Source organism: Rhizobium sullae (genome assembly GCF_025200715.1).
GTDB classification, from domain to species: domain Bacteria; phylum Pseudomonadota; class Alphaproteobacteria; order Rhizobiales; family Rhizobiaceae; genus Rhizobium; species Rhizobium sullae.
In genome coordinates this window covers 1,563,605-1,583,243 of the sequence record NZ_CP104143.1, presented here as the reverse complement: position 1 = coordinate 1,583,243, position 19,639 = coordinate 1,563,605, and the positions used below count along the sequence as shown (strand labels likewise).

18 protein-coding genes are annotated in these 19,639 nt (G+C 60.9%); 7 read left to right on the top strand and 11 right to left on the bottom strand.

Annotated features, from left to right (window positions below; genetic code table 11):
• Positions 1-14 precede the first annotated feature (14 nt).
• The 7 genes from sufA to N2599_RS07930 all read right to left on the bottom strand — a co-directional run bounded on the left by sufA (position 15) and on the right by N2599_RS07930 (position 7,075).
• Positions 15-410, bottom strand: a complete 396-nt coding sequence (gene sufA / locus N2599_RS07960) for a Fe-S cluster assembly scaffold SufA (RefSeq protein ID WP_027512445.1) — start codon at positions 408-410, stop codon at positions 15-17.
• A 115-nt stretch (positions 411-525) separates the two neighbouring features.
• Positions 526-906, bottom strand: a complete 381-nt coding sequence (locus N2599_RS07955) for an SUF system Fe-S cluster assembly protein (RefSeq protein ID WP_027512444.1) — start codon at positions 904-906, stop codon at positions 526-528.
• Positions 907-917: 11 nt separating this feature from the next.
• Positions 918-2,159 (bottom strand): cysteine desulfurase, encoded by a 1,242-nt coding sequence (locus N2599_RS07950; RefSeq protein WP_027512443.1) that lies wholly within the window; start codon positions 2,157-2,159, stop codon positions 918-920.
• A gap of 12 nt (positions 2,160-2,171) precedes the next feature.
• Positions 2,172-3,446, bottom strand: a complete 1,275-nt coding sequence (gene sufD / locus N2599_RS07945; RefSeq protein WP_027512442.1) for a Fe-S cluster assembly protein SufD — start codon at positions 3,444-3,446, stop codon at positions 2,172-2,174.
• 23 nt (positions 3,447-3,469) lie between these two features.
• A complete protein-coding gene (gene sufC / locus N2599_RS07940) occupies positions 3,470-4,225 on the bottom strand; it encodes a Fe-S cluster assembly ATPase SufC (protein WP_027512441.1) in 756 nt (251 codons plus the stop codon).
• Positions 4,226-4,297: 72 nt separating this feature from the next.
• Positions 4,298-5,767: a Fe-S cluster assembly protein SufB gene (gene sufB / locus N2599_RS07935; RefSeq protein ID WP_027512440.1), complete on the bottom strand. Its 1,470-nt coding sequence runs from the start codon at positions 5,765-5,767 to the stop codon at positions 4,298-4,300.
• Positions 5,768-5,908: 141 nt separating this feature from the next.
• Complete coding sequence (locus N2599_RS07930) at positions 5,909-7,075, bottom strand: cysteine desulfurase family protein (protein WP_027512439.1); 1,167 nt, start codon at positions 7,073-7,075, stop codon at positions 5,909-5,911.
• A 202-nt stretch (positions 7,076-7,277) separates the two neighbouring features.
• On the opposite strand from N2599_RS07930, the gene N2599_RS07925 reads away from it, so the two are divergent.
• A complete protein-coding gene (locus tag N2599_RS07925; protein ID WP_027512438.1) occupies positions 7,278-7,955 on the top strand; it encodes an alpha/beta hydrolase in 678 nt (225 codons plus the stop codon).
• 3 nt (positions 7,956-7,958) lie between these two features.
• Here the strand turns inward: N2599_RS07925 and N2599_RS07920 are convergent, their stop codons facing one another.
• Both N2599_RS07920 and N2599_RS07915 read right to left on the bottom strand, forming a co-directional pair.
• Positions 7,959-8,480 (bottom strand): GNAT family N-acetyltransferase, encoded by a 522-nt coding sequence (locus N2599_RS07920; protein ID WP_027512437.1) that lies wholly within the window; start codon positions 8,478-8,480, stop codon positions 7,959-7,961.
• Positions 8,477-9,598 carry an anhydro-N-acetylmuramic acid kinase gene (locus N2599_RS07915; protein WP_027512436.1) on the bottom strand — a complete coding sequence of 374 codons (1,122 nt, stop codon included), beginning with the start codon at positions 9,596-9,598 and terminating at the stop codon, positions 8,477-8,479. Before N2599_RS07915 ends, N2599_RS07920 begins: the two co-directional genes overlap by 4 nt.
• 109 nt (positions 9,599-9,707) lie before the next feature.
• On the opposite strand from N2599_RS07915, the gene tyrS reads away from it, so the two are divergent.
• A complete protein-coding gene (tyrS, locus tag N2599_RS07910; protein WP_027512435.1) occupies positions 9,708-10,964 on the top strand; it encodes a tyrosine--tRNA ligase in 1,257 nt (418 codons plus the stop codon).
• Positions 10,965-11,012: 48 nt separating this feature from the next.
• Here the strand turns inward: tyrS and N2599_RS07905 are convergent, their stop codons facing one another.
• Complete coding sequence (locus tag N2599_RS07905) at positions 11,013-14,408, bottom strand: YhdP family protein (RefSeq protein ID WP_027512434.1); 3,396 nt, start codon at positions 14,406-14,408, stop codon at positions 11,013-11,015.
• Between the two features lie 124 nt (positions 14,409-14,532).
• On the opposite strand from N2599_RS07905, the gene N2599_RS07900 reads away from it, so the two are divergent.
• From N2599_RS07900 to N2599_RS07880, 5 genes are all read left to right on the top strand, one after another.
• Entirely contained in the window at positions 14,533-15,006 is a 474-nt protein-coding gene (locus tag N2599_RS07900; protein ID WP_027512433.1) for a peroxiredoxin, read from the top strand.
• Entirely contained in the window at positions 15,003-15,827 is an 825-nt protein-coding gene (locus N2599_RS07895; protein WP_027512432.1) for a ferritin-like domain-containing protein, read from the top strand. Before N2599_RS07900 ends, N2599_RS07895 begins: the two co-directional genes overlap by 4 nt.
• A 100-nt stretch (positions 15,828-15,927) precedes the next feature.
• Entirely contained in the window at positions 15,928-17,238 is a 1,311-nt protein-coding gene (locus N2599_RS07890) for a M23 family metallopeptidase (protein WP_027512431.1), read from the top strand.
• Between the two features lie 156 nt (positions 17,239-17,394).
• On the top strand, positions 17,395-18,891 hold the full coding sequence (locus N2599_RS07885; RefSeq protein WP_027512430.1) for a DEAD/DEAH box helicase: 1,497 nt from the start codon (positions 17,395-17,397) through the stop codon (positions 18,889-18,891).
• A gap of 7 nt (positions 18,892-18,898) precedes the next feature.
• Positions 18,899-19,321, top strand: a complete 423-nt coding sequence (locus N2599_RS07880) for an NUDIX domain-containing protein (RefSeq protein WP_027512429.1) — start codon at positions 18,899-18,901, stop codon at positions 19,319-19,321.
• Here N2599_RS07880 and N2599_RS07875 read toward each other — a convergent pair whose 3' ends face one another.
• Positions 19,322-19,639, bottom strand: a complete 318-nt coding sequence (locus N2599_RS07875; protein WP_027512428.1) for a TfoX/Sxy family protein — start codon at positions 19,637-19,639, stop codon at positions 19,322-19,324.

Here is a 19,639-nt window from a genome sequence, read left to right as displayed (position 1 = left end):
CGGCCTTGAAGAATTCAGTGCGCGGCAGGCACTACCGCGTCGCCGCGCGCGGCAAGCGCTGCGAGATCGGCGGGCTTCAGTTCCACGGATTCTCCGCAGCCGCAGGCCGATGTCTGGTTCGGGTTGGTGAAGGTGAAGCCCGAGCGCAGCGTCGTCGTCTCGAAGTCCAGTTCCGTGCCGAGCAGATAGAGGACAGCAGATGGCTCGACCCAGACCTTGGCGCCGTCGCGTTCGATCAGGTCGTCCTTGGCATTGGGTTCGGTCACCAGGTCGATGGTATATTCCATCCCGGCGCAACCGCCCTTCTTGATGCCGACGCGGATGCCCTTGGCCTCCGGTCCGGAATTTTCGACGATCGCCTTCACCCGCGCCGCGGCGGTGCCGGTCATGCTCATCACTGCAAAGCCCATCGGCTCATTCTCCTTCCACAACCCGGGTTAAGTTCGGGTGCTTCGAGTCTTAATGTAAAGCGCGCAGCTTAAGGCTTCAATACCAGCCTGCCGACTGCAGCTTTTCGGGATCATGCTAGTACCAGCCAACGGCAACCTGCGCCTCTTCCGACATGCGATCTGGAGTCCACGGCGGATCGAAGGTCATCGCGACCTCGACGCCGGATACGCCTTCAACCGCGCCGACGGCATTCTCTACCCAGCCCGGCATTTCGCCAGCAACCGGGCAGCCCGGGGCCGTCAGCGTCATGACGATCTTCACCATGCGGTCGTCCTCGATGTCGATCTTGTAGATCAGCCCGAGTTCGAAAATGTCGGCGGGAATTTCCGGATCGTAGACGGTTTTCAGCGCGCCGATGACGTCGTCGCTAAGGCGCGCCAACTCATCGGCAGGAATGCTCGAATGCACGATACCCTCGCGCACGTCGGTCTTCTGTTCGCTTTCGTCCAGGCTCATACGGACACTCCTCAAGCAAAGAACTTGCGCGCATATTCCAGCGCGTCGGCCAAGGCATCAACCTCGGCACGTGTGTTGTACATGCCGAAGGATGCACGGCATGTGGCGGTGACGCCGAAGCGTTTCAAGAGCGGCATGGCGCAATGGGTGCCTGCGCGGACCGCAACGCCCTGCCGGTCGATCACCATCGAGACATCATGAGGATGCAGGCCGGCGAGTTCGAAGGCGAAGATGCTGCCCTTGCCCAGCGCCGTTCCGAAGATGCGCAGCGAATTGATCGACCGCAGCCGCTCGGCGGCATAGGCCGTCAGATCGGCTTCATGGCGTGAAATCGCCTCGCGTCCGACCTTGTCCATGTAATCCAGCGCATAACCAAGGCCGATCGCCTGAACGATTGGCGGCGTGCCGGCTTCGAAGCGATGCGGCGGATCGTTGTAGGTCACGGCATCTTCCGTCACCTCGAAAATCATCTCGCCGCCGCCCTGGAACGGCCGCATCTCGCGAAGCCGCTCCTTTTTGCCGTAGAGCACGCCGATTCCCGAGGGACCGTAGAGCTTGTGGCCGGTCATCACGTACCAGTCGCAGTCGATATCCTGGACATCGACCGGCAGATGCACGGCACCCTGCGAGCCGTCGATCAAGACCGGAATGCCGCGCTCATGGGCGATGCGGCAGACTTCCTTGACCGGAACGATGGTGCCCAACGCGTTCGACATATGCGTGATCGCAACGAGCTTAGTGCGTTCTGTCAGGCTTTTCTCGAAGTCCTCGATATGGAAGGCACCTTCGTCGTCCACCGGCACCCAGACCAGCTTGGCGCCCTGCCGCTCGCGGATGAAATGCCAAGGCACGATATTGGAGTGGTGCTCCATGATCGAGACGACGATCTCGTCGCCCTCGCCGATCTTCGGCATGCCCCAGCCGTGCGCGACCGTGTTGATCGCCTCCGTCGAGGATTTCGTGAAGACGATGTCGTCGACGGACGGCGCGTTCAGGAAGCGCCGAACCTTTTCGCGCGCGCCCTCATAGGCTTCGGTTGCCGCATTGGACAGGAAATGCAGGCCGCGGTGCACGTTCGCATATTCGGTCGAATAGGTCCGCGAGATGGCATCGATAACCATTTGCGGCTTCTGGGCGGAGGCGCCGTTGTCGAGATAGACCAGCGGCTTGCCATAGACCTCCCGTGCAAGGATCGGAAAATCCTTGCGGATGGCTTCGACGTCGTAGGTGGCTGCCGGTGCTAACTTGTCCATGGCGGTATCCGATCAGGCGTGCTTTTCGAGCCAGGCCGAGATGACGCCTTCCAGCGCCTCGACCAGGGCTTCGTCTTCCAATTCCTCGACGATCTCGGCGACGAAGGCCTTGACGAGCATCGCCCGCGCCTTGTTCTCCGGAACGCCGCGCGCCATCATGTAGAAGAGATGATTGTCATCGATATCCGCAACGGTCGCGCCGTGGCCGCACTGGACGTCGTCGGCAAAGATCTCGAGCTCCGGCTTCGTCGAGAAGTCGGCATCGTCCGACATTAGCAGCGTGTTGCACGACATTTTCGCGTCGGTCTTCTGCGCATCGGGCGCAACCCGGATCATGCCCTGGAAGACGCCCTTGGCGCGGTCGAAGACGACGTTGCGGATGATCTCCGTCGAACCGGTGTGCGGAACGTTGTGGCCGAGCACCATCGTCACGTCGGTATGCGTATCGCCGCCGAGCAGGTTGATGCCCCGGAGCGTCAGGTCCGCACCCTCGCCTGTCACCTTGATGTGCAACTCCTGTCGCACCAGCTTGCCGCCCGCGTTGATGACGAACAGCTTCAGCTTGGCATTGGCGCCAAGATCGATGCGGATCTGGCCAAGATGCGTATCCTCGCCACCTTGCTGTTGCAGGATGATCCAGGTGAGTTCCGTGCCTTCGCCGATCGTGATGTCACTGACATGGGACACGAGTGCCTCATCGCCTGTCACCGACAGGTGACGTTCGATCACGATCGCCTTGACGTTTGCGCCAAACGATACGGGCAGGCGCGTATGGATCTGGCCGCCGGCATGGACGAGATCGATCTCCAGCGGCCTTTCCAATTCGGTACCCGCCGGAACATAAACGACATAGCCGTCGCGCACGAAGCTGCCGTTGATGCGGCCGACGGCATCATCCGCACCAAGCGCGCCGAGCCCCGCCACGGCCGAGCCGTCGATCAGGTGCTGCGCGTAACTGGAGATCTCAAGCTCGCCCGCAGTCGCACTTGGGTCGACATGGCCCTGCACGATCGAGAGAACCGAAGAACCTTCGATCAGCGGTTCGATCTCTTTCGATGCGGCGTCCCCGGCAACGGCCGGAACGGCGCGAAGTAGGTTCTTGAGGTCGGTATAATGCCAGGCCTCGATCCGCCGTGTCGGCAGGCCGCCCTTCTTCAGGTCGTCCAGCAGCCGGTCGCGGGTCGCCGTCACCGCGCCGTCACCGGGCAGTTCGCCGAATTGATTGTTGAAAGCCTCGATGAGCGCCGCTTCCGCGGCAGTCAGGCGGCTCGTCGTCTGCATGTTCATGAGACTCGTCCTTTCCGCCTGAATCAGGCTGCCGCTCCGATGATGTCGGCGTAGCCGTTAGCTTCCAGCTCGTGCGCCAGCGTCTTGTCGCCGGATTTGATCACCTGGCCCTTGTAGAGGACGTGAACGGTGTCCGGAATGATGTAATCAAGCAGGCGCTGGTAGTGGGTGATGACGACCACAGCGCGGTCGGGCGAACGCAGCGCGTTGACGCCATCGGCAACGATCTTCAGCGCGTCGATATCGAGGCCGGAATCGGTTTCGTCGAGCACGCAAAGCTGCGGCTGGAGCAGCGCCATCTGCAGGATCTCGGCGCGCTTCTTCTCACCGCCGGAAAAGCCGACGTTCAGCGGCCGCTTCAACATCTCGGTATTGATCTGCAGCTTGCCGGCTGCGTCCTTGACGAGACGCATGAAATCCGGCGTCTTCAGCTCTTCTTCGCCGCGCGCCTTGCGCTGCTCGTTCATCGCCACCTTCAGGAACTGCATGGTCGCGACGCCCGGGATTTCGACCGGATACTGGAAAGCCAGAAAAATACCTTTGGCGGCGCGCTCGGCGGCGTCGAGCTCGAGAATGCTCTCGCCGTTGTAAAGGATGTCGCCTTCGGTCACTTCATAGTCTTCGCGACCCGCAAGAATGTAGGAGAGCGTCGACTTGCCGGAGCCGTTCGGGCCCATGATGGCAGCGACTTCGCCGGCCTTCACTGTAAGGTCCAGGCCGCGGATGATCTCGGTGCCGTCTTCGGCGATGCGGGCGTGCAGGTTTCTGATTTCAAGCATGGTCATGTCCCATAAAAAGCAATCGGGTAAAGGCGCGCCGGGCGCGCCATCGCGTAGTGATTTCGGTTGGCGTCAGCCGACGCTGCCTTCGAGCGAGATGCTGATTAGCTTCTGCGCCTCGACGGCGAATTCCATCGGCAACTCCTGCAGGACTTCCTTGACGAAACCGTTGACGATCAGCGCGATCGCCGCTTCCGCCGGAATGCCGCGCTGCAGGCAGTAGAAGAGCTGGTCTTCGGAGATCTTTGAGGTGGTCGCCTCGTGCTCGAAATGTGCCGTCGAATTCTTCGCCTCGATGTAAGGCACGGTATGGGCGCCACACCTGTCGCCGATCAAGAGCGAGTCGCACTGCGTGAAGTTGCGCGCGTTCGACGCCCTGCGGTGAGCCGAAACCTGACCGCGATAAGTGTTCTGCGACACGCCTGCGGCGATGCCCTTGGAAATGATGCGGCTCGACGTGTTCTTGCCGAGATGGATCATCTTGGTGCCGCTGTCGACCTGCTGATGTCCGTTGGACACGGCGATCGAATAGAACTCCCCGCGGCTGTCGTCGCCGCGCAGGATGCAGGACGGATATTTCCAGGTGATCGCGGAGCCGGTCTCGACCTGCGTCCACGAAATCTTCGAGCGGTCGCCGCGGCAATCGCCGCGCTTGGTGACGAAGTTGTAGATGCCGCCCTTGCCCTGCGCATCGCCCGGATACCAGTTCTGGACGGTGGAATACTTGATTTCGGCATCATCGAGAGCGATCAGTTCGACAACGGCGGCATGCAGCTGGTTTTCATCACGCTGCGGCGCCGTGCAGCCTTCGAGGTAGGACACATAGGCGCCTTCCTCAGCGATAATCAGCGTGCGCTCGAACTGTCCAGTATTCTTCTCGTTAATACGGAAATATGTGGAAAGCTCCATCGGGCAGCGGACGCCCTTCGGCACGAAGACGAAGGAGCCGTCGGTGAAAACAGCGGAGTTCAGCGTCGCATAGTAATTGTCGGTCTGCGGAACGACCGTGCCGAGATATTTCTTCACCAGCTCCGGATGCTCGCGGATCGCTTCCGAGATCGACATGAAGATCACGCCGGCCTTCTTCAGCTCTTCCTTGAAGGTCGTCACCACCGAAACGGAATCGAAGACGGCATCGACGGCGATCCGCGACTTCTCGACGCCGGCGAGGATTTCCTGCTCGCGCAGCGGGATGCCGAGCTTTTCGTAAACCTTCAGCAGCTCCGGATCGACCTCGTCCAGCGACGACGGGCCGGAGGTGCTCTTCGGCGCGGCGTAGTAGTGGATATCGTTGAAATCAATCTTCGGATAGTCGACGCGCGCCCAGGTGGGCTCGTCCATCGTCAGCCAGCGCTTGTAGGCCTCAAGGCGCCATTCGAGCATCCATTCCGGCTCACGCTTCTTGGCGGAGATGAAGCCAATGATCTCCTCGGACAGGCCCTTGGGTGCCTTGTCCATCTCGATGATGGTTTCGAAGCCATATTTGTACTGGTCCACATCGATCTGGCGGACGCGTTCAACCGTTTCTTGGACGGCGGGCATATCGTTCTCCAATCTCGCCGGGTAAAGGTCCGGCAGCTTGTCTTGGGGCAGTTTTCCTTACCCCGTATGTAGGTGGCCAAAAGGGGTTTTTCAGCCCGATTGGCAAGCGGAAATTTGCGTTTCCGCAATTTAGTGAGGCGGTCAGGCCGCTTCCCCGGCCGGCCTGCACCGCCCGGCTATCTTCGCAAAGGCGGCGACCGCCCTGTCGATTTCTGCTTCCGTCGTCGCAAAGCCGAGTGAAATGCGCAGCGCCCCCATTTTCGGGTCGCAGCCCATGGCCACAAGAACATGGCTCTCGCCGACCTTGCCGGACGAGCAGGCGGAGCCCGCCGAAAGCGCGATGCCCTCGAGATCGAAGGCGATCTGGCCGGTCTCGGCCTTCAGGCCCGGAAGCGTGAAGAAACTCGTATTCGATACCCGCGGCGCGTCCGCGCCATAAATAAGCACATGGGGCGCCGCACGCCGCATACCGTCCTCAAGACGATCGCGAAGCCTTTCAAATCTGCTATTGCGGTCGTCGAATTCATCAAGCGCCGCGGCTGCGGCGGCACCAAAGCCAATGATGGCGGACGAATTTTCAGTCCCCGACCGGTGACCTTTTTCCTGGCCTCCACCGCGGATCAGAGGCCGCGGCATCAGAACCTCGCCGCGCGAAACAAGCGCACCGGCACCCTTCGGCCCGCCGAGCTTGTGTGAAGACACGATCAGGAAATCGGCGCCGAGCTCGTTGATGCCGAGCTTCAAGCGTCCTGCTGCCTGCACCGCATCGACGATGAGAAGTCCGCCGTACGTCTGTACGATCTTGGCGGCTTCGCGAACCGGCTGGACGATACCGGTCTCGTTGTTGACGAGCATGATCGCCACCATCGGCGGGCCTGAGGCCTTGTCGTGGGCCGCAAGCAATCTCTCCAGCGCTTCCAGATCCACGACACCCGCAGACGTGACCGGAATTTCGGTCGTCTTTTCAGCCGAAAAGCGACCGCCTTCACGCACCGCCGGATGCTCGATCGCCGAATAATAGAGATGGCCGATCGCAAGTGGCGTGCGTCCCATGCGGAAATCCGGCGTCAGCACCGTATTGACCGCTTCCGTCGCGCCGCTCGTAAAAACCACATGTGCCGGCTCGGCTCCAGTCAGTGCCGCAACCTGGCGGCGCGCGGCCTCGATTGCAGCGCGCACGGCGCGACCTTCTCCGTGGACCGAATTCGGATTTCCAAAGAGATCGAACGCGCTCAGAATCGCCTCGCGCGCTGCGCGATGCAGCGGCGATGTCGCGTTCCAATCAAGATAAAGGCGGGGCGGCGCCATGCTCTTTTGTCCTGCGCTTGATTCCAGTTAGGCTGCTACGGTTCATTTTTCTTGAAATGTCCGCCGAGCTTGCCTTATGACACTTCCACGATGCGTGGATCGCATACAAGTTTCGAATTGTTCTAAACTGCGTTTTAGAAAAGCTGACAACGTTCGTCAAGTCTAAGCGCCAGGAACGCGAAAATAAAAACCCGGAGTACCGATGCCCGAAGTCATTTTCAACGGCCCAGCCGGCCGTCTTGAAGGCCGCTACCAGCCCTCCAAGGAAAAAAGCGCGCCGATCGCCCTTATCCTGCATCCGCACCCGCAGTTCGGCGGCACGATGAACAATCAGATCGTCTACCAGCTCTTCTACATGTTCCAGAAGCGCGGGTTCACGACATTGCGCTTCAATTTCCGCAGCATCGGCCGCAGCCAGGGCGAATTCGACCACGGCGCCGGCGAGCTTTCGGATGCCGCTTCAGCACTCGACTGGGTTCAGAGCCTGCATCCCGATTCGAAGACCTGCTGGGTGGCAGGCTATTCCTTCGGCGCCTGGATCGGCATGCAGCTCCTCATGCGCCGTCCGGAAATCGAAGGCTTCATGTCGATCGCGCCGCAGCCGAACACCTACGACTTCTCGTTCCTGGCGCCCTGCCCGTCCTCCGGCCTGATCATCAACGGCGAAGCCGACAAGGTCGCACCCGAGAAGGATGTTAACGGTCTGGTCGAGAAGCTGAAGACGCAGAAAGGTATTCTGATCACCCACCGCACGGTGCCGAATGCCAATCACTTCTTCAACGGCCAGGTCGACACGCTGATGGCCGAATGCGAGGATTACCTCGACCGGCGCCTCAACGGCGAACTGGTGCCGGAGCCAGCTGCGAAGCGCATTCGCTGACAATCAAATATCAGTGGCGCCGAGCTCGAATGTCGGCGCCACGAAACCGTCGATCAGCCGGGGCGCTATCTGTCGCATTCCGATCTTCTTCAGCACGTGCTGCGAGGCGAAGTTTTCCGGATGCGTGAAAGCGATGAAGCGCCCGGCGAACCCCTCGGCGAAGAACCACTTGGCAAGCGCGCTCGCTACCTCCGTCGCATAGCCCTTTCCCCATTCCTCCTCGCGAAGCGCATAGCCAAGTTCGAATTCGTTCTCGTCGCGATCATGCATTGAAATTCCGGCGCGGCCGATGAAGCGTCTGTCACCTCTGCTCAGCAGCTTGTATTTCGTCGTACCGTCCCGCGCTTGTTCCTTGATCCAGTTCGCAAGCCGTTCCTCACACTTTTCCATATCCCAGGGTGCGCCGCCTGACATATAGCGCGTCGTGCCTACCGTTGAATGCAGCGCCATGATAAGCCCTGCATCCGCTGCGTCCCACATTACCAGCCGCAGCCGCGGTGTTTCCAGAATGATCTCTTCCGTCATCGTGACCTCGCAAGAATGCCGCCGCTGACGGGCTGTCGAACGCCGGTCGTGCCGGGAAAGGTGAGCGGCAGTGCCTCCAGCGACCGCACCGCGAGATAGGCCCAAGCTTCGGCCTCCATGGCATCGCCGTTGAAGCCAGCGTCCTCGGCGGAGATCACCGTGGATTTCTGCTGCGCAGCGAGATCGGCAAGGTCCCGCATGATTGTGTGGTTCAGCCGCCCGCCGCCGCAGATGACATAAAGGGCCGGTGTCACCGGTAGGTGACCGGTCGATTTGATGATCGAGGCCGCAGCGACATAAGCAAGCGTGCGGGCACCGTCGGCAAGTTCGGCGTCCTTGCCGTTCGGCGGCAGAAAGTCGTTGCGGTCGAGCGACCGACGTTTCCCGGCCGTAAAGAACGGACTGTTCAGGTATCGGTCGGCTAGTTTGGCGACGATCTTGCCTTCCGACGCGATCATGCCGCCCTGATCGAACGGTATTCCGGCGTGGGTCTCGACCCATTGATCGATCAAGCTGTTTCCCGGCCCGCTGTCGTAGGCGGCGATTGCGCTTTCGGCGCCGATATAGGTCAGGTTCGAAATGCCGCCAATATTGACGAAGCAGACCGGCAGTTTGGTGCCTCGAACAGTCCCCGCCAGCGCTGCGTGATAGGCCGGCACGAGCGGCGCGCCCTGACCGCCGTGCAACATGTCGTTGGCGCGCATGTCGTAGACGACCGCAATGCCGGTTTCCCTCGCAAGCAGTGGCCCGTCGCCGAGCTGGACGGTCAACGCTTCGTCCGGCCGGTGCAGCACGGTCTGGCCGTGGAACCCTACGACGTCGATCGAGCTGCGATCCAGACCGTGACGATTGAGAAATTCCGCAACGGCAGATGCATGACGTATCGTCAGTTCGCGCTCGATCGCCGCAAGCTCGCCGGGGCGCTCTTCGCGCCTGCGGATGGATTTTGCCTGTTCGAGCGCAAGCTTCAGCCTGTCGCGAAAGGCCGGATCGTAAGGCATACCCAGGAACAGCCCGCGTTCCACGTGGGCTTCACCGTCCGTGCGAACCAGGGCGACATCGATCCCGTCCATCGACGTACCGCTCATCAGGCCGATCGCGGTTCTTATTTTTCCCATCCATCCTCCAAAACATTCCGAACGGAATAGTGCACTTTCGGCAAAACAGTGCTAAACGCGCCGCGGCACTTCAACAAGTATCAATCCGACACCCCGAAGAGACGAAGTCATGTCCGAGTTCAAATCCGATTTCCTGCGCACATTAAAAGAGCGCGGCTTCATTCATCAGATCTCCGATGAATCGGGCCTCGACGAATTGTTCGCCAAGGAAACCGTGACGGCCTATGTGGGCTACGACGCTACGGCGACCAGCCTTCACATCGGCAACTTGATCTCCGCGACCATGCTCTACTGGCTGCAGGAAACCGGCCATCGGCCGATTGCACTGATGGGTGGCGGCACCTCGATGGTCGGCGACCCCTCGTTCCGCGACGAGCAACGCAAGCTCCTTACGCCCGAGGCGATCGCGACCAACATCGAAGGCATTAAGAAAATCTTCTCGCGTATCCTGCGTTTCGGCGAAGGCAAGACTGATGCGACGATGGTCAACAATGCCGATTGGCTGATGAAGCTGAACTATGTCGAGTTCCTGCGCGATGTCGGCCGCCACTTTTCGGTCAATCGCATGCTCTCCTTCGACAGCGTAAAGCTGCGTCTCGACCGCGAGCAGTCGCTCTCTTTCCTCGAATTCAACTACATGATCATGCAGGGCTACGACTTCGTCGAGCTCAGCCGCCGCTATGGCTGCCGCCTGCAGATGGGCGGATCGGATCAGTGGGGCAATATCATCAACGGCGTGGACCTCGGTCACCGCATGGGGACGCCGCAGCTATACGCTTTGACAACACCGCTGCTGACGACGAGTTCCGGCGCAAAAATGGGCAAGTCTGCCTCCGGTGCCGTCTGGCTCAACGAGGATGTCTTCAGCCCCTACGACTTTTGGCAGTACTGGCGCAACACGGAAGATGCCGACGTCGGCCGCTTCCTGAAGATCTTCACACGTCTGCCGCTTTCCGAAATCGCCAAACTGGAGACCCTCGGCGGATCGGAAATCAATGAAGCGAAGAAGATACTTGCGACCGAGGCGACCGCGATCGTCCACGGACGCGAGAATGCAGAGAGCGCAGCCCAAACCGCACGTACGACCTTCGAGGAAGGTCGCGTTGCCGAGAACCTTCCTTCCGTAGATGTTCCCGCCTCCGAACTCGACGCCGGCATCGGCTTGCTTTCGCTGATGGTCCGCGCCGGCCTTGCCGCCTCCAACGGCGAAGCCCGCCGTCATGTGCAAGGCGGTGCGGTGCGCATCAACGACCAGGCGGTCAGCGACGAGCGCCGGCTGATCGGCAGCGGCGAGATCACCGCCGATGGCGTCATCAAGCTCTCGCTCGGTAAGAAGAAGCACATCCTGGTCCGCCGCGCCGCCTGACCGGCACGCTATCGAACCTAAAGGAAGCCGGCCCCCGCGCCGGCTTTTTTATTGGAACTCGAAGATGTTACGGAAAACGCCTGGCGCGATAATCGACAGCGGATTGATCTGCATGGCCGGATGGTCGAATTTGCCCGTCAGCTTGAATGTGATGCCGATCAGGCCGCGGTCCGAACCGTTCCCGAGAATGATGCCGATGACCGGCAGTTCCGCAAACAGCCGATTCAAGCCATAGGCCGGCATGAAGGTGCCGGTCATATCCATGTTGCCGCGCTGATCGCGGATCACGCCCTGGAACGTGGCCCCGATCTGATCGCCGCGCACCACGCCGTTTTCGACACCGATCACGCCGCCGCGCGAGACGATGCGCGCGAAGCCGCGCTGGAAGCGCTGCGCCGACGTGTCGATGTTGCGTTTGACGGCGGAATTGAGACTGCGCTGATCCTCGCCGACCGGCGTTGAAACGATCGAGTGCAGGCGTTGTTCGTTGATGATGGCGAAGCGGCGTATGTCGACGGAGCCATCCCAATCACCGCCGTTCCCAAGCCTGACCGACATGTTGAGCAAGCCGCCCTGCATGTGTTGGTAGAAATCTGCAAAGCGCGAGACGGCACCGGCGTCGCCGCTGGTGATGTTCAGGACACGGCCTTCTCTAGTCTGGCTGACAACCGCCTCACCGCTGCCGGTGACGCCGGAGAAATTCAGTGCCTGCAGCCGGTCACCGCGCGAGATGTAAGTGGCCTCCAGATTGCGGATCTTTTCATCGTTGAAGCCGACGACGCTGCTGAGCTTCGCACGAACGGAGACGTTGGAGCTGCCGCCGTCTTCGTCGCTATTGCCCTGCCCGTTCTTCAATCTCGCAAGAATCGGGCGCACATCAGCCGTGTCCCCCGATAGCGAAACGTCGAAATTGCCCCTGTTACGCCTGATCGATAACGCGAAGTCGTCAAGCGACGAAAGTCGCACGCGGTCGAAATCGGCGGATGCCAGATCGCCCTTGTTGAGGACAAGCGAGCCGCTGGCACCGAAGCCGTCGCCCTCCAGGCGGAAACTCCTGATTTGCGTGTTCTCGGGCGGCCCCGATACTTCGAATTCCGCCGTTGCGCCGATCCCGCTTCCCTTCGCCCAGCCGATCCAGGGCAGCTGCAGCGACGCCTTGTCGAGATCGATCCGAACGTTCTGGCGTTCCTCATCGATTTTCGTCAGCTGCATTGTCAGGCTGCCGTCGATGATCCCGGATAGGCCAGGAAGCACCTTTGCGCGCTGAGCGTTGTTCAGCGTCGCCGTGATGATGCGCTGCGGCTTGATACCGGACGATTTGTCCGTCGGTTCGACGAGTTCGATTTCGGCGACTACGCCGTCGATCTGGCCTTCAGCATCGAGCGTCACCTGCCGTGGATCGGCGTCGAGCGTGCCGTTCAGATTATTGATCATCCGGCCCGACACCGGCTTGCCGATATCGACACCACTGAGCTGCATCGCCGCCTTCCATTCCGGCGGCGGAGGATTCTGCGATCTCAGAAGGCCGAGCCGCGCCTCGACGTCGGCGGTGATCTTGCCCTTGAGGTCCCCGGCCATGAGGCCGGCGCGCTGCAGGACCTGGACCGGTTTATAAGTCAGGAGTTCGCCCACCGCATCGGCATCGCCGGAGATCGCGAGCTTCATCTCCGCCATCAGCGGTTTTTCGTAAGTTGAGGGCAGCACGAAGGTGCCCTCTCCGAGGCTGACAGAACGGCCTGACGCGAAATAGGAGGTGCCGCTCTTGATCGAAATGACCGCCCGCTGGCCGGTCAGGTCGAAATGGGCGGATGTATCGCGAATCGGCGGAATATCACCCGCCACGTTCATGCGTGCATTAGCGATATCGAAATTGATACGGATCTGCTCGTCGCCGAGCCTCAGCCCCTTGCCGACGGCCTCATCCAGTTTGCCGGACGGGATGAATACGGAAATCGACGCATTGGCGACCGTACCGCCGAAGAGATTTCCAAGTACCCAATCGCGCGCCCTGGGCGCCATCCAGAACGGCCAGAGCTGCTTGATCGCAGCCGTCTGAAGCTGCTGCGATTGTCCGGCGAAACTGATTTCCGGTGATTTGTCGCCAAAATTGACATGAAGCGATCCGAACAGCTGCCCCAGAGGACTGGAAACCGTCATGCCCGTGAACTGCAGCTCCCGCGGGGCGACGAGATAGCGGCCCATCGCCTGGAGATCGAAAGCCAGCGGCTGTTCGCCCGACCCCACTGGAGCAGCCGTGCCGCCGCTGATCAGGAGATCGATGCCAAAGCCCTTACCAGCCGCCGGATCGAGCTTGTCGAGGTCGATGATGGCGCCGTTGAACGGAACGGAGGTGTTGCCGAATTGCGCTTGCGATCTTGCGATCTCAAGCGTCTGTTTCGTGAAGTCGTAGCCGAGATTGATGCGGCCGCCGTTCAGCTGCTGCTCGTCTCCATCGAGATAGATCAACCCCGGCGCAATATCTGCCCTGGCAGCGAGGGACGGCGCGACATCGCCAGCGCCGCGTACGGCGGAAACGCCAACGTCCGCAAAACTGTTCACGCCCTGCCGGATTTCCCCAAGCACGTTTCGCTTCAGAGTAAATGGCGTCAGATCGGCATGGGTGAGCTTCGCCGTAAATCGTGAGGCTTTCCCGGCGCTCTTTTCAGCAAGCACGTCCAGCATCGCCACTTCGCCATTGATCGCCACCTCGCCCGTCAAATGCATCGAAGACGGCCCCGAATGCGCGAAGACCAGATTGTCGACCACCATCGAAAGCGGACCGTTGACGGTGTCTGCGAGCTTGATGTCGATGCCGGAGAGACGGACAGTATCCGTTCCCCCACGTTCGACAAAGTCGTCCAGGATATCGAGATGGGAAAACGCCGCTTCCATCGCCTGCGGAATTGCGTCGATGCGAAGCTTGCTTAAGTCCACCGAGCCACCGGATGACAGAAGCGCCGTGTCGAGCGCAATATCCTCGGCTTCGATCGCCGTCACGGCCACACGTCCACGAAAGAGCGCAAACGGATCGAGCGCCATGCGCATCGCGCCGGTCGTCGACAGATGCTGCCCGCTTTGCTGATCGATGATATTGACGTTACGGGCTTCAAGCGCGAGCTGCGCACCGGATGTGAAACGGATGACGGTCGACCCTACCTCTGCCCGATAGCGGGGACCTATCGCCGAATTCAACGCGGTCTGCGCCTGGCGCGACAGCGTCGTGTCGAACATGCCGCTTTCGATAGTGAAAATGATCGCCGCCAGAACAAAGAGGATAGCGGCAACGCAACCAGCCGTCACATTTGCCGCACGCCGGACGCGTGAGCGCGGCGGCGGCGGGCAATGCACGATGATCGGGTCTTCGGCCTGTGCGGAGGGAAGCTCATGCAGTGCGACGATATCTTTCTTGCAAAACGTAATTTTTTCGCCGCGAATCGCCGCCATGCGCTTTGGATAACCCCTGAGTTAGAATCTGACCGCCCCGGTCTGGCTGGACGAATTGAGCTTCAATATATATCCGCCGATCACAGTGTCATCCATAAACTCGGCGAAAGAAAGGTTACCACACATGGCGGTTCTCGGCATCGGCGCCACGGCCCCGGATTTCAATCTTCCCCGCGACGGCGGCGGACGGGTATCGCTTTCCGATTTCCGCGGAAAGTCGCTGGTTCTGTTCTTCTATCCGAAGGACGATACGACCGGCTGCACGGCGGAATCGCTGGCCTTCACCGCTCTGGCCGACGACTTCGACGCCGCCGGGGCGGCGGTCATCGGCATGTCACCCGATTCGGTCAAATGCCACGAACGCTTCATCAAGAAGCACAGCCTTTCGGTCGCGCTCGCGTCGGACGAAGAGAAGACGACCCTGCAGGCCTACGGCGTCTGGAAGGAAAAGAGCATGTACGGCCGCAATTTCATGGGCGTCGAGCGCACGACCTTCCTGATCCGCACTGATGGCACGGTCGCGATGATCTGGCAGAAGGTCAAGGTGCCCGGCCATGCTGAAGACGTTCTGAAGGCCGTCAGGAACCTCAGCGCATGAACGCGCTTTCGATGACATCGCTGCGTGGCGGCGCGATCGACGCCATCTGCTCCGCCGATCTCGATCGCAAGACAGCCCTCGCACAGGAAGCGGCGACCCGCTGGTTCGCACGAAGGGTTTCCCTGCGTTCGCCGCGTGATGCGCCGCTGCCGGAGAGGCCCGGCCGGCCGGAAAAGCCGGCATTGGTGCCCCCGACACAGGTCGAGAGACGCTCGCTGCACACCGTCAACGGCCGTATCGCGCTGCTTCACGCGATCGCGCATATCGAGCTCAATGCCGTCGATTTAGCGCTCGATATCGTTGCGCGTTTTGCAACCGAAGCGGTTCCGAATTCGTTCTTCGACGGATGGATGCAGGTTGCCTTCGAGGAAGCGAAGCACTTTCGCCTCGTCCGCGAGCGCCTGCGGGATCTCGGCGCCGACTATGGCGACATGCCCGCCCATGACGGCCTATGGCAGGCCGCGCACGCGACAAGGAACGACCTCACGGCACGGCTTGCCGTCGTCCCACTGATTCTCGAAGCCCGCGGCCTGGACGTCACGCCGTCCTTGCAGGCGAAGATGCGCGAAACCGGCGATCTCGCAAGTGCAGCGGTGCTCGATGTCATCTACAACGATGAAAAGGGCCATGTGGCAGTTGGCGCCAAGTGGTTCCGCTTCCTCTGCGCCCGCGGACGCCGCGACCCAGCGCAGACCTTTAAGGACCTGGTGCGCGCAAACTTCCGGGGGCCGCTGAAGCCGCCGTTCAACGATCTGGCGCGCGCGGAAGCCGGGCTCACGCCTTCTTTCTATCGTTCGTTGACTTCAACTAGCAATTTGTAACCTATACATGCATTAACGAGCCAGCTTGGGTATTTGTTAACCATAACGATGTGTAATCACTCCTGATCGAAGCACGGGCGCATCAATTGGGAGATTCTCCGTGACGCACGCACAGCATAATCGCGTATTCGGCAAGCGTTCGCAGGAACATATCCTCATTCTCGCCAGCGGCGACAAAGTCCGGCACGTAACCATAAAGCCGTGGATGGCAGCGCTTGCCTTCTGCTTTACCGGCGTCTTGGTGATCGGCTATCTGCTTGCAACCTCCTACCTCGTCCTTCGCGACGACCTGATCGGCGCCACCATGGCGCGCCAGGCCCGCATGCAGCATGATTATGAAGATCGCATCGCGGCTCTGCGTGCGCAGGTCGACCGGGTCACCTCGCGTCAGCTGCTCGACCAGCAGCTGGTGGAGGACAAGGTTGACAAGCTCATGGAGCAGCAGATGGCGCTGACCTCGCGCCATGGCAAGCTCGGCTCCCTCCTCGACCGTGCCGAAAATTCCGGGCTGACGGGGAAGGATGAGACCGTGGTGCCGGTCCAATCCTTCGAACCCGCGACGAGGGATAAACGTGCATCCCTTTCAGGGGGTGCCGAGGCCATAGGCAAGCTGCTGGCAGGCACCGGCGAACCGGCCGGCGCGGCGCCCGGCAATTCCGCACTCGCCTATGTACCAGCACCCGAAACCATCGGCGATCGTGCCGACCGACTGTTCTCGAAGGTCACGCTTTCGCTGAAAGGCGTGGAAGAAGATCAGCGCGCCCGTCTCGAACAATTGACGGCGGATGCAGGCAATGCCGCCAACAGTATCGAGAAAGTCCTGACCCGCTTCAGGATTGCTGTGCCGGAACAGGCTGCCGTCAAGTCCGCGGATGACAGCGCCGTAGGCGGCCCGTATGTCGAGCCGGAAAACGGCGACGATTTCAACAATTCCCTCGCGCAGCTCGATGCCGCCTTGACGCGCCTTGAAGCCGTTCGCAGCACGGCCGAAACCCTCCCGTTCCGCAATCCGGCGATCGGCAAGGAAATCACCAGCCCCTTCGGCAATCGGCGCGATCCCTTCCTCGGCCGCCTCGCCTTCCATTCCGGCGTTGATTTCCGCTTTGCCCCGGGTGAGAGAGTGCGTCCTACAGCCCCGGGCACGGTCGTCAATGCGGGCTGGACAGGCGGCTACGGCAACATGGTCGAGATTGATCACGGCAACGGCGTTTCCACCCGTTACGGCCATATGTCGCAGATCCTGGTGAGGGCCGGCGATACGGTCGGCCGGTCGGATGTGATCGGCCTTGCCGGTAGCACCGGCCGCTCGACGGGTACGCATCTGCATTACGAGGTACGCCAGAACGGCCGCGCGGTCGATCCTGTGTATTTCATGAATGCCGGTCTTAAACTTGCCACTTACATCAAATAATCAACTGCAGTAACGACAGTTTTACCTATACGAGCGCCGCAGGGCCCGTATTCCTTGACTTGCAAGCCGTTTGGGATTATGTCGCGCTGCATTGCGGCATGCAATCCTGCCGACTCAACAGAGTATGGCCGAACCTGAACGGAAATAGTTTCCCCCTTGACGACATTTGCTGATCTTGGCCTGAGCCAAAAAGTGCTTTCCGCCGTTACCGACGCCGGCTACACGATCCCCACTCCTATCCAGGCAGGAGCAATTCCGTTCGCCCTGCAGCGCCGTGACATTTGCGGGATCGCGCAGACCGGTACGGGCAAGACGGCATCCTTCGTGCTGCCGATGTTGTCACTCTTGGAAAAGGGCCGTGCCCGTGCCCGCATGCCGCGGACGCTCATCCTCGAGCCGACGCGCGAACTCGCCGCGCAGGTCGCTGAAAACTTCGAGAAGTACGGAAAGAACCATCGCCTGAACGTGGCGCTGCTGATCGGCGGGGTATCCTTCGAAGACCAGGACCGCAAGCTCGAGCGTGGCGCAGACGTCCTCATCTGCACACCCGGCCGCCTGCTCGACCATTTCGAGCGCGGCAAGCTCCTGATGAGTGCCGTCGAAATCTTCGTCATCGACGAGGCAGATCGCATGCTCGACATGGGCTTCATCCCCGATATCGAGCGTATCGCCAAACTCATCCCCTTCACGCGCCAGACGCTGTTCTTCTCGGCGACCATGCCGCCGGAAATCCAGAAGCTCGCCGACCGGTTCCTGCAGAATCCGGAACGCATCGAAGTCGCAAAGCCGGCCTCCGCCGCCGCGAACATCACGCAGCGCTTCGTCGCCTCCCACGGCAAGGATTACGAGAAGCGCGCCGCCCTGCGAGAGCTCGTCCGTGCGCAGGAAGAGTTGAAGAACGCGATCATTTTCTGCAACCGCAAGAAGGACGTGGCCGACCTCTTTCGTTCCCTGGAACGCCATGGCTTCTCCGTCGGTGCGCTCCACGGGGACATGGACCAGCGTTCGCGCACGAATATGCTTCAGAGCTTCCGTGACGGGCAGCTGCAACTGCTCGTCGCCTCCGACGTCGCCGCCCGCGGTCTCGACATTCCTGACGTCAGCCACGTCTTCAACTTCGATGTTCCGATCCATGCCGAGGATTACGTGCACCGCATCGGCCGCACTGGCCGCGCGGGCCGTTCCGGCGCTGCCTTCACCATCGTCACCAGCCGTGACCAGAAACATGCCGACGCGATCGAAAAGCTGATCGGCGAGAAGGTCGAATGGCTGAGTGGCGATCTTTCCGCTCTTCCGCCTCCGGAACCGGGCCGCGAAGACGATCGCCCGCGCCGCGCGGGTAGCCGGGATCGCGACAAGGGCGGCCGTGGCCGCCCTAAGGAACGCCGGGTTCATAAAAATGATGTCGGCGCCGAGGATAATGCCGTCGAAGCCATCGAAGCAGCAGCACCAGCAAAGGCCGAAAGCGTGAAGCACGAGCGCAAAACAGAAAACAAGCCGCAGAACAGCGCGCGCAACTCTAGGCCCTACCCGGCAAACGACGACAGTCGTGACCGCCGCCGCTATCGCGACCACGACGACGGCCCGACGCCCGTCGGTTTCGGCGACGACATTCCCGCTTTCATGCTGATCGCGGCAAACGCCAAGATCTGATCGTCCGATGGGCAAGCCTGGCATCGATTTTCCGGGTCTCGGCGTCGGCATGGTGATTTTGCGCGACCGCAAGATCTTGCTTTACAGGCGCATTGGTGCGCCCGAAGCCGGTCACTGGAGCATCGTCGGCGGCAAAGTCGACCATATGGAGCCAACAGCCGAAGCCGCGCGCCGCGAAGCCGAGGAAGAAACCGGATTGACGATTGCTCGAACCGAACTTCTCGGTCACGCGGAAGTGATTTCAGGCCCTGACGCGCAGCATTGGGTCTCGTTTCTCTATATCGCTCGACAGGTCGAAGGCGATCCTCAGCTGACGGAGCCGGAAAAACTCTCGGATTTCGGTTGGTTCACGCGATCCGAACTGCCGACTCCGCTCTCCGACTTCGCCAAGGCCGCAATCGGTTATCTGGACAGCGAAGACTTCCGCTGATTATTCGGCTCTGAGCGACGCCTCGTAGGCAAGCCGGACCCATTTCGCCATTTCATCCGGATCGTCATAGGCGGCTTCCGGGATCGACCAGTAGGGCATTTTAACCGGATTGCCTTTCTTGCCCTCATAGACCCATTGGCTGGAGCCCGCTGCGGCAAATTCCGGCGAGCTCTCGCCGTCCGCCTTGAGCAGCACCTCGCCGCCGACTTCGACGGCGACGATGCGGCCGAGGTGATAGATGCCCTTGCCGCCGAACATGCGCTTGATCGTCACGGGACCGAGCCCCTGAAACATTTCCTCTATACCAGCCGCGTCCAT

What these genes read in the sequence shown, in the direction of transcription:
- sufD (WP_027512442.1), bottom strand. Translation starts at nt 3,446, where the DNA reads ATGAACATGCAGACGACGAGCCGCCTGACTGCCGCGGAAGCGGCGCTC.
- sufB (WP_027512440.1), bottom strand. Translation starts at nt 5,767, where the DNA reads ATGCCCGCCGTCCAAGAAACGGTTGAACGCGTCCGCCAGATCGATGTG.
- sufA (WP_027512445.1), bottom strand. Translation starts at nt 410, where the DNA reads ATGGGCTTTGCAGTGATGAGCATGACCGGCACCGCCGCGGCGCGGGTG.
- tyrS (WP_027512435.1), top strand. Translation starts at nt 9,708, where the DNA reads ATGTCCGAGTTCAAATCCGATTTCCTGCGCACATTAAAAGAGCGCGGC.
- N2599_RS07875 (WP_027512428.1), bottom strand. Translation starts at nt 19,639, where the DNA reads ATGGACGCGGCTGGTATAGAGGAAATGTTTCAGGGGCTCGGTCCCGTG.
- sufC (WP_027512441.1), bottom strand. Translation starts at nt 4,225, where the DNA reads ATGCTTGAAATCAGAAACCTGCACGCCCGCATCGCCGAAGACGGCACC.
- N2599_RS07915 (WP_027512436.1), bottom strand. Translation starts at nt 9,598, where the DNA reads ATGGGAAAAATAAGAACCGCGATCGGCCTGATGAGCGGTACGTCGATG.
- N2599_RS07930 (WP_027512439.1), bottom strand. Translation starts at nt 7,075, where the DNA reads ATGGCGCCGCCCCGCCTTTATCTTGATTGGAACGCGACATCGCCGCTG.
- N2599_RS07880 (WP_027512429.1), top strand. Translation starts at nt 18,899, where the DNA reads ATGGGCAAGCCTGGCATCGATTTTCCGGGTCTCGGCGTCGGCATGGTG.
- N2599_RS07895 (WP_027512432.1), top strand. Translation starts at nt 15,003, where the DNA reads ATGAACGCGCTTTCGATGACATCGCTGCGTGGCGGCGCGATCGACGCC.
- N2599_RS07905 (WP_027512434.1), bottom strand. Translation starts at nt 14,408, where the DNA reads ATGGCGGCGATTCGCGGCGAAAAAATTACGTTTTGCAAGAAAGATATC.
- N2599_RS07920 (WP_027512437.1), bottom strand. Translation starts at nt 8,480, where the DNA reads ATGACGGAAGAGATCATTCTGGAAACACCGCGGCTGCGGCTGGTAATG.
- N2599_RS07955 (WP_027512444.1), bottom strand. Translation starts at nt 906, where the DNA reads ATGAGCCTGGACGAAAGCGAACAGAAGACCGACGTGCGCGAGGGTATC.
- N2599_RS07925 (WP_027512438.1), top strand. Translation starts at nt 7,278, where the DNA reads ATGCCCGAAGTCATTTTCAACGGCCCAGCCGGCCGTCTTGAAGGCCGC.
- N2599_RS07950 (WP_027512443.1), bottom strand. Translation starts at nt 2,159, where the DNA reads ATGGACAAGTTAGCACCGGCAGCCACCTACGACGTCGAAGCCATCCGC.
- N2599_RS07900 (WP_027512433.1), top strand. Translation starts at nt 14,533, where the DNA reads ATGGCGGTTCTCGGCATCGGCGCCACGGCCCCGGATTTCAATCTTCCC.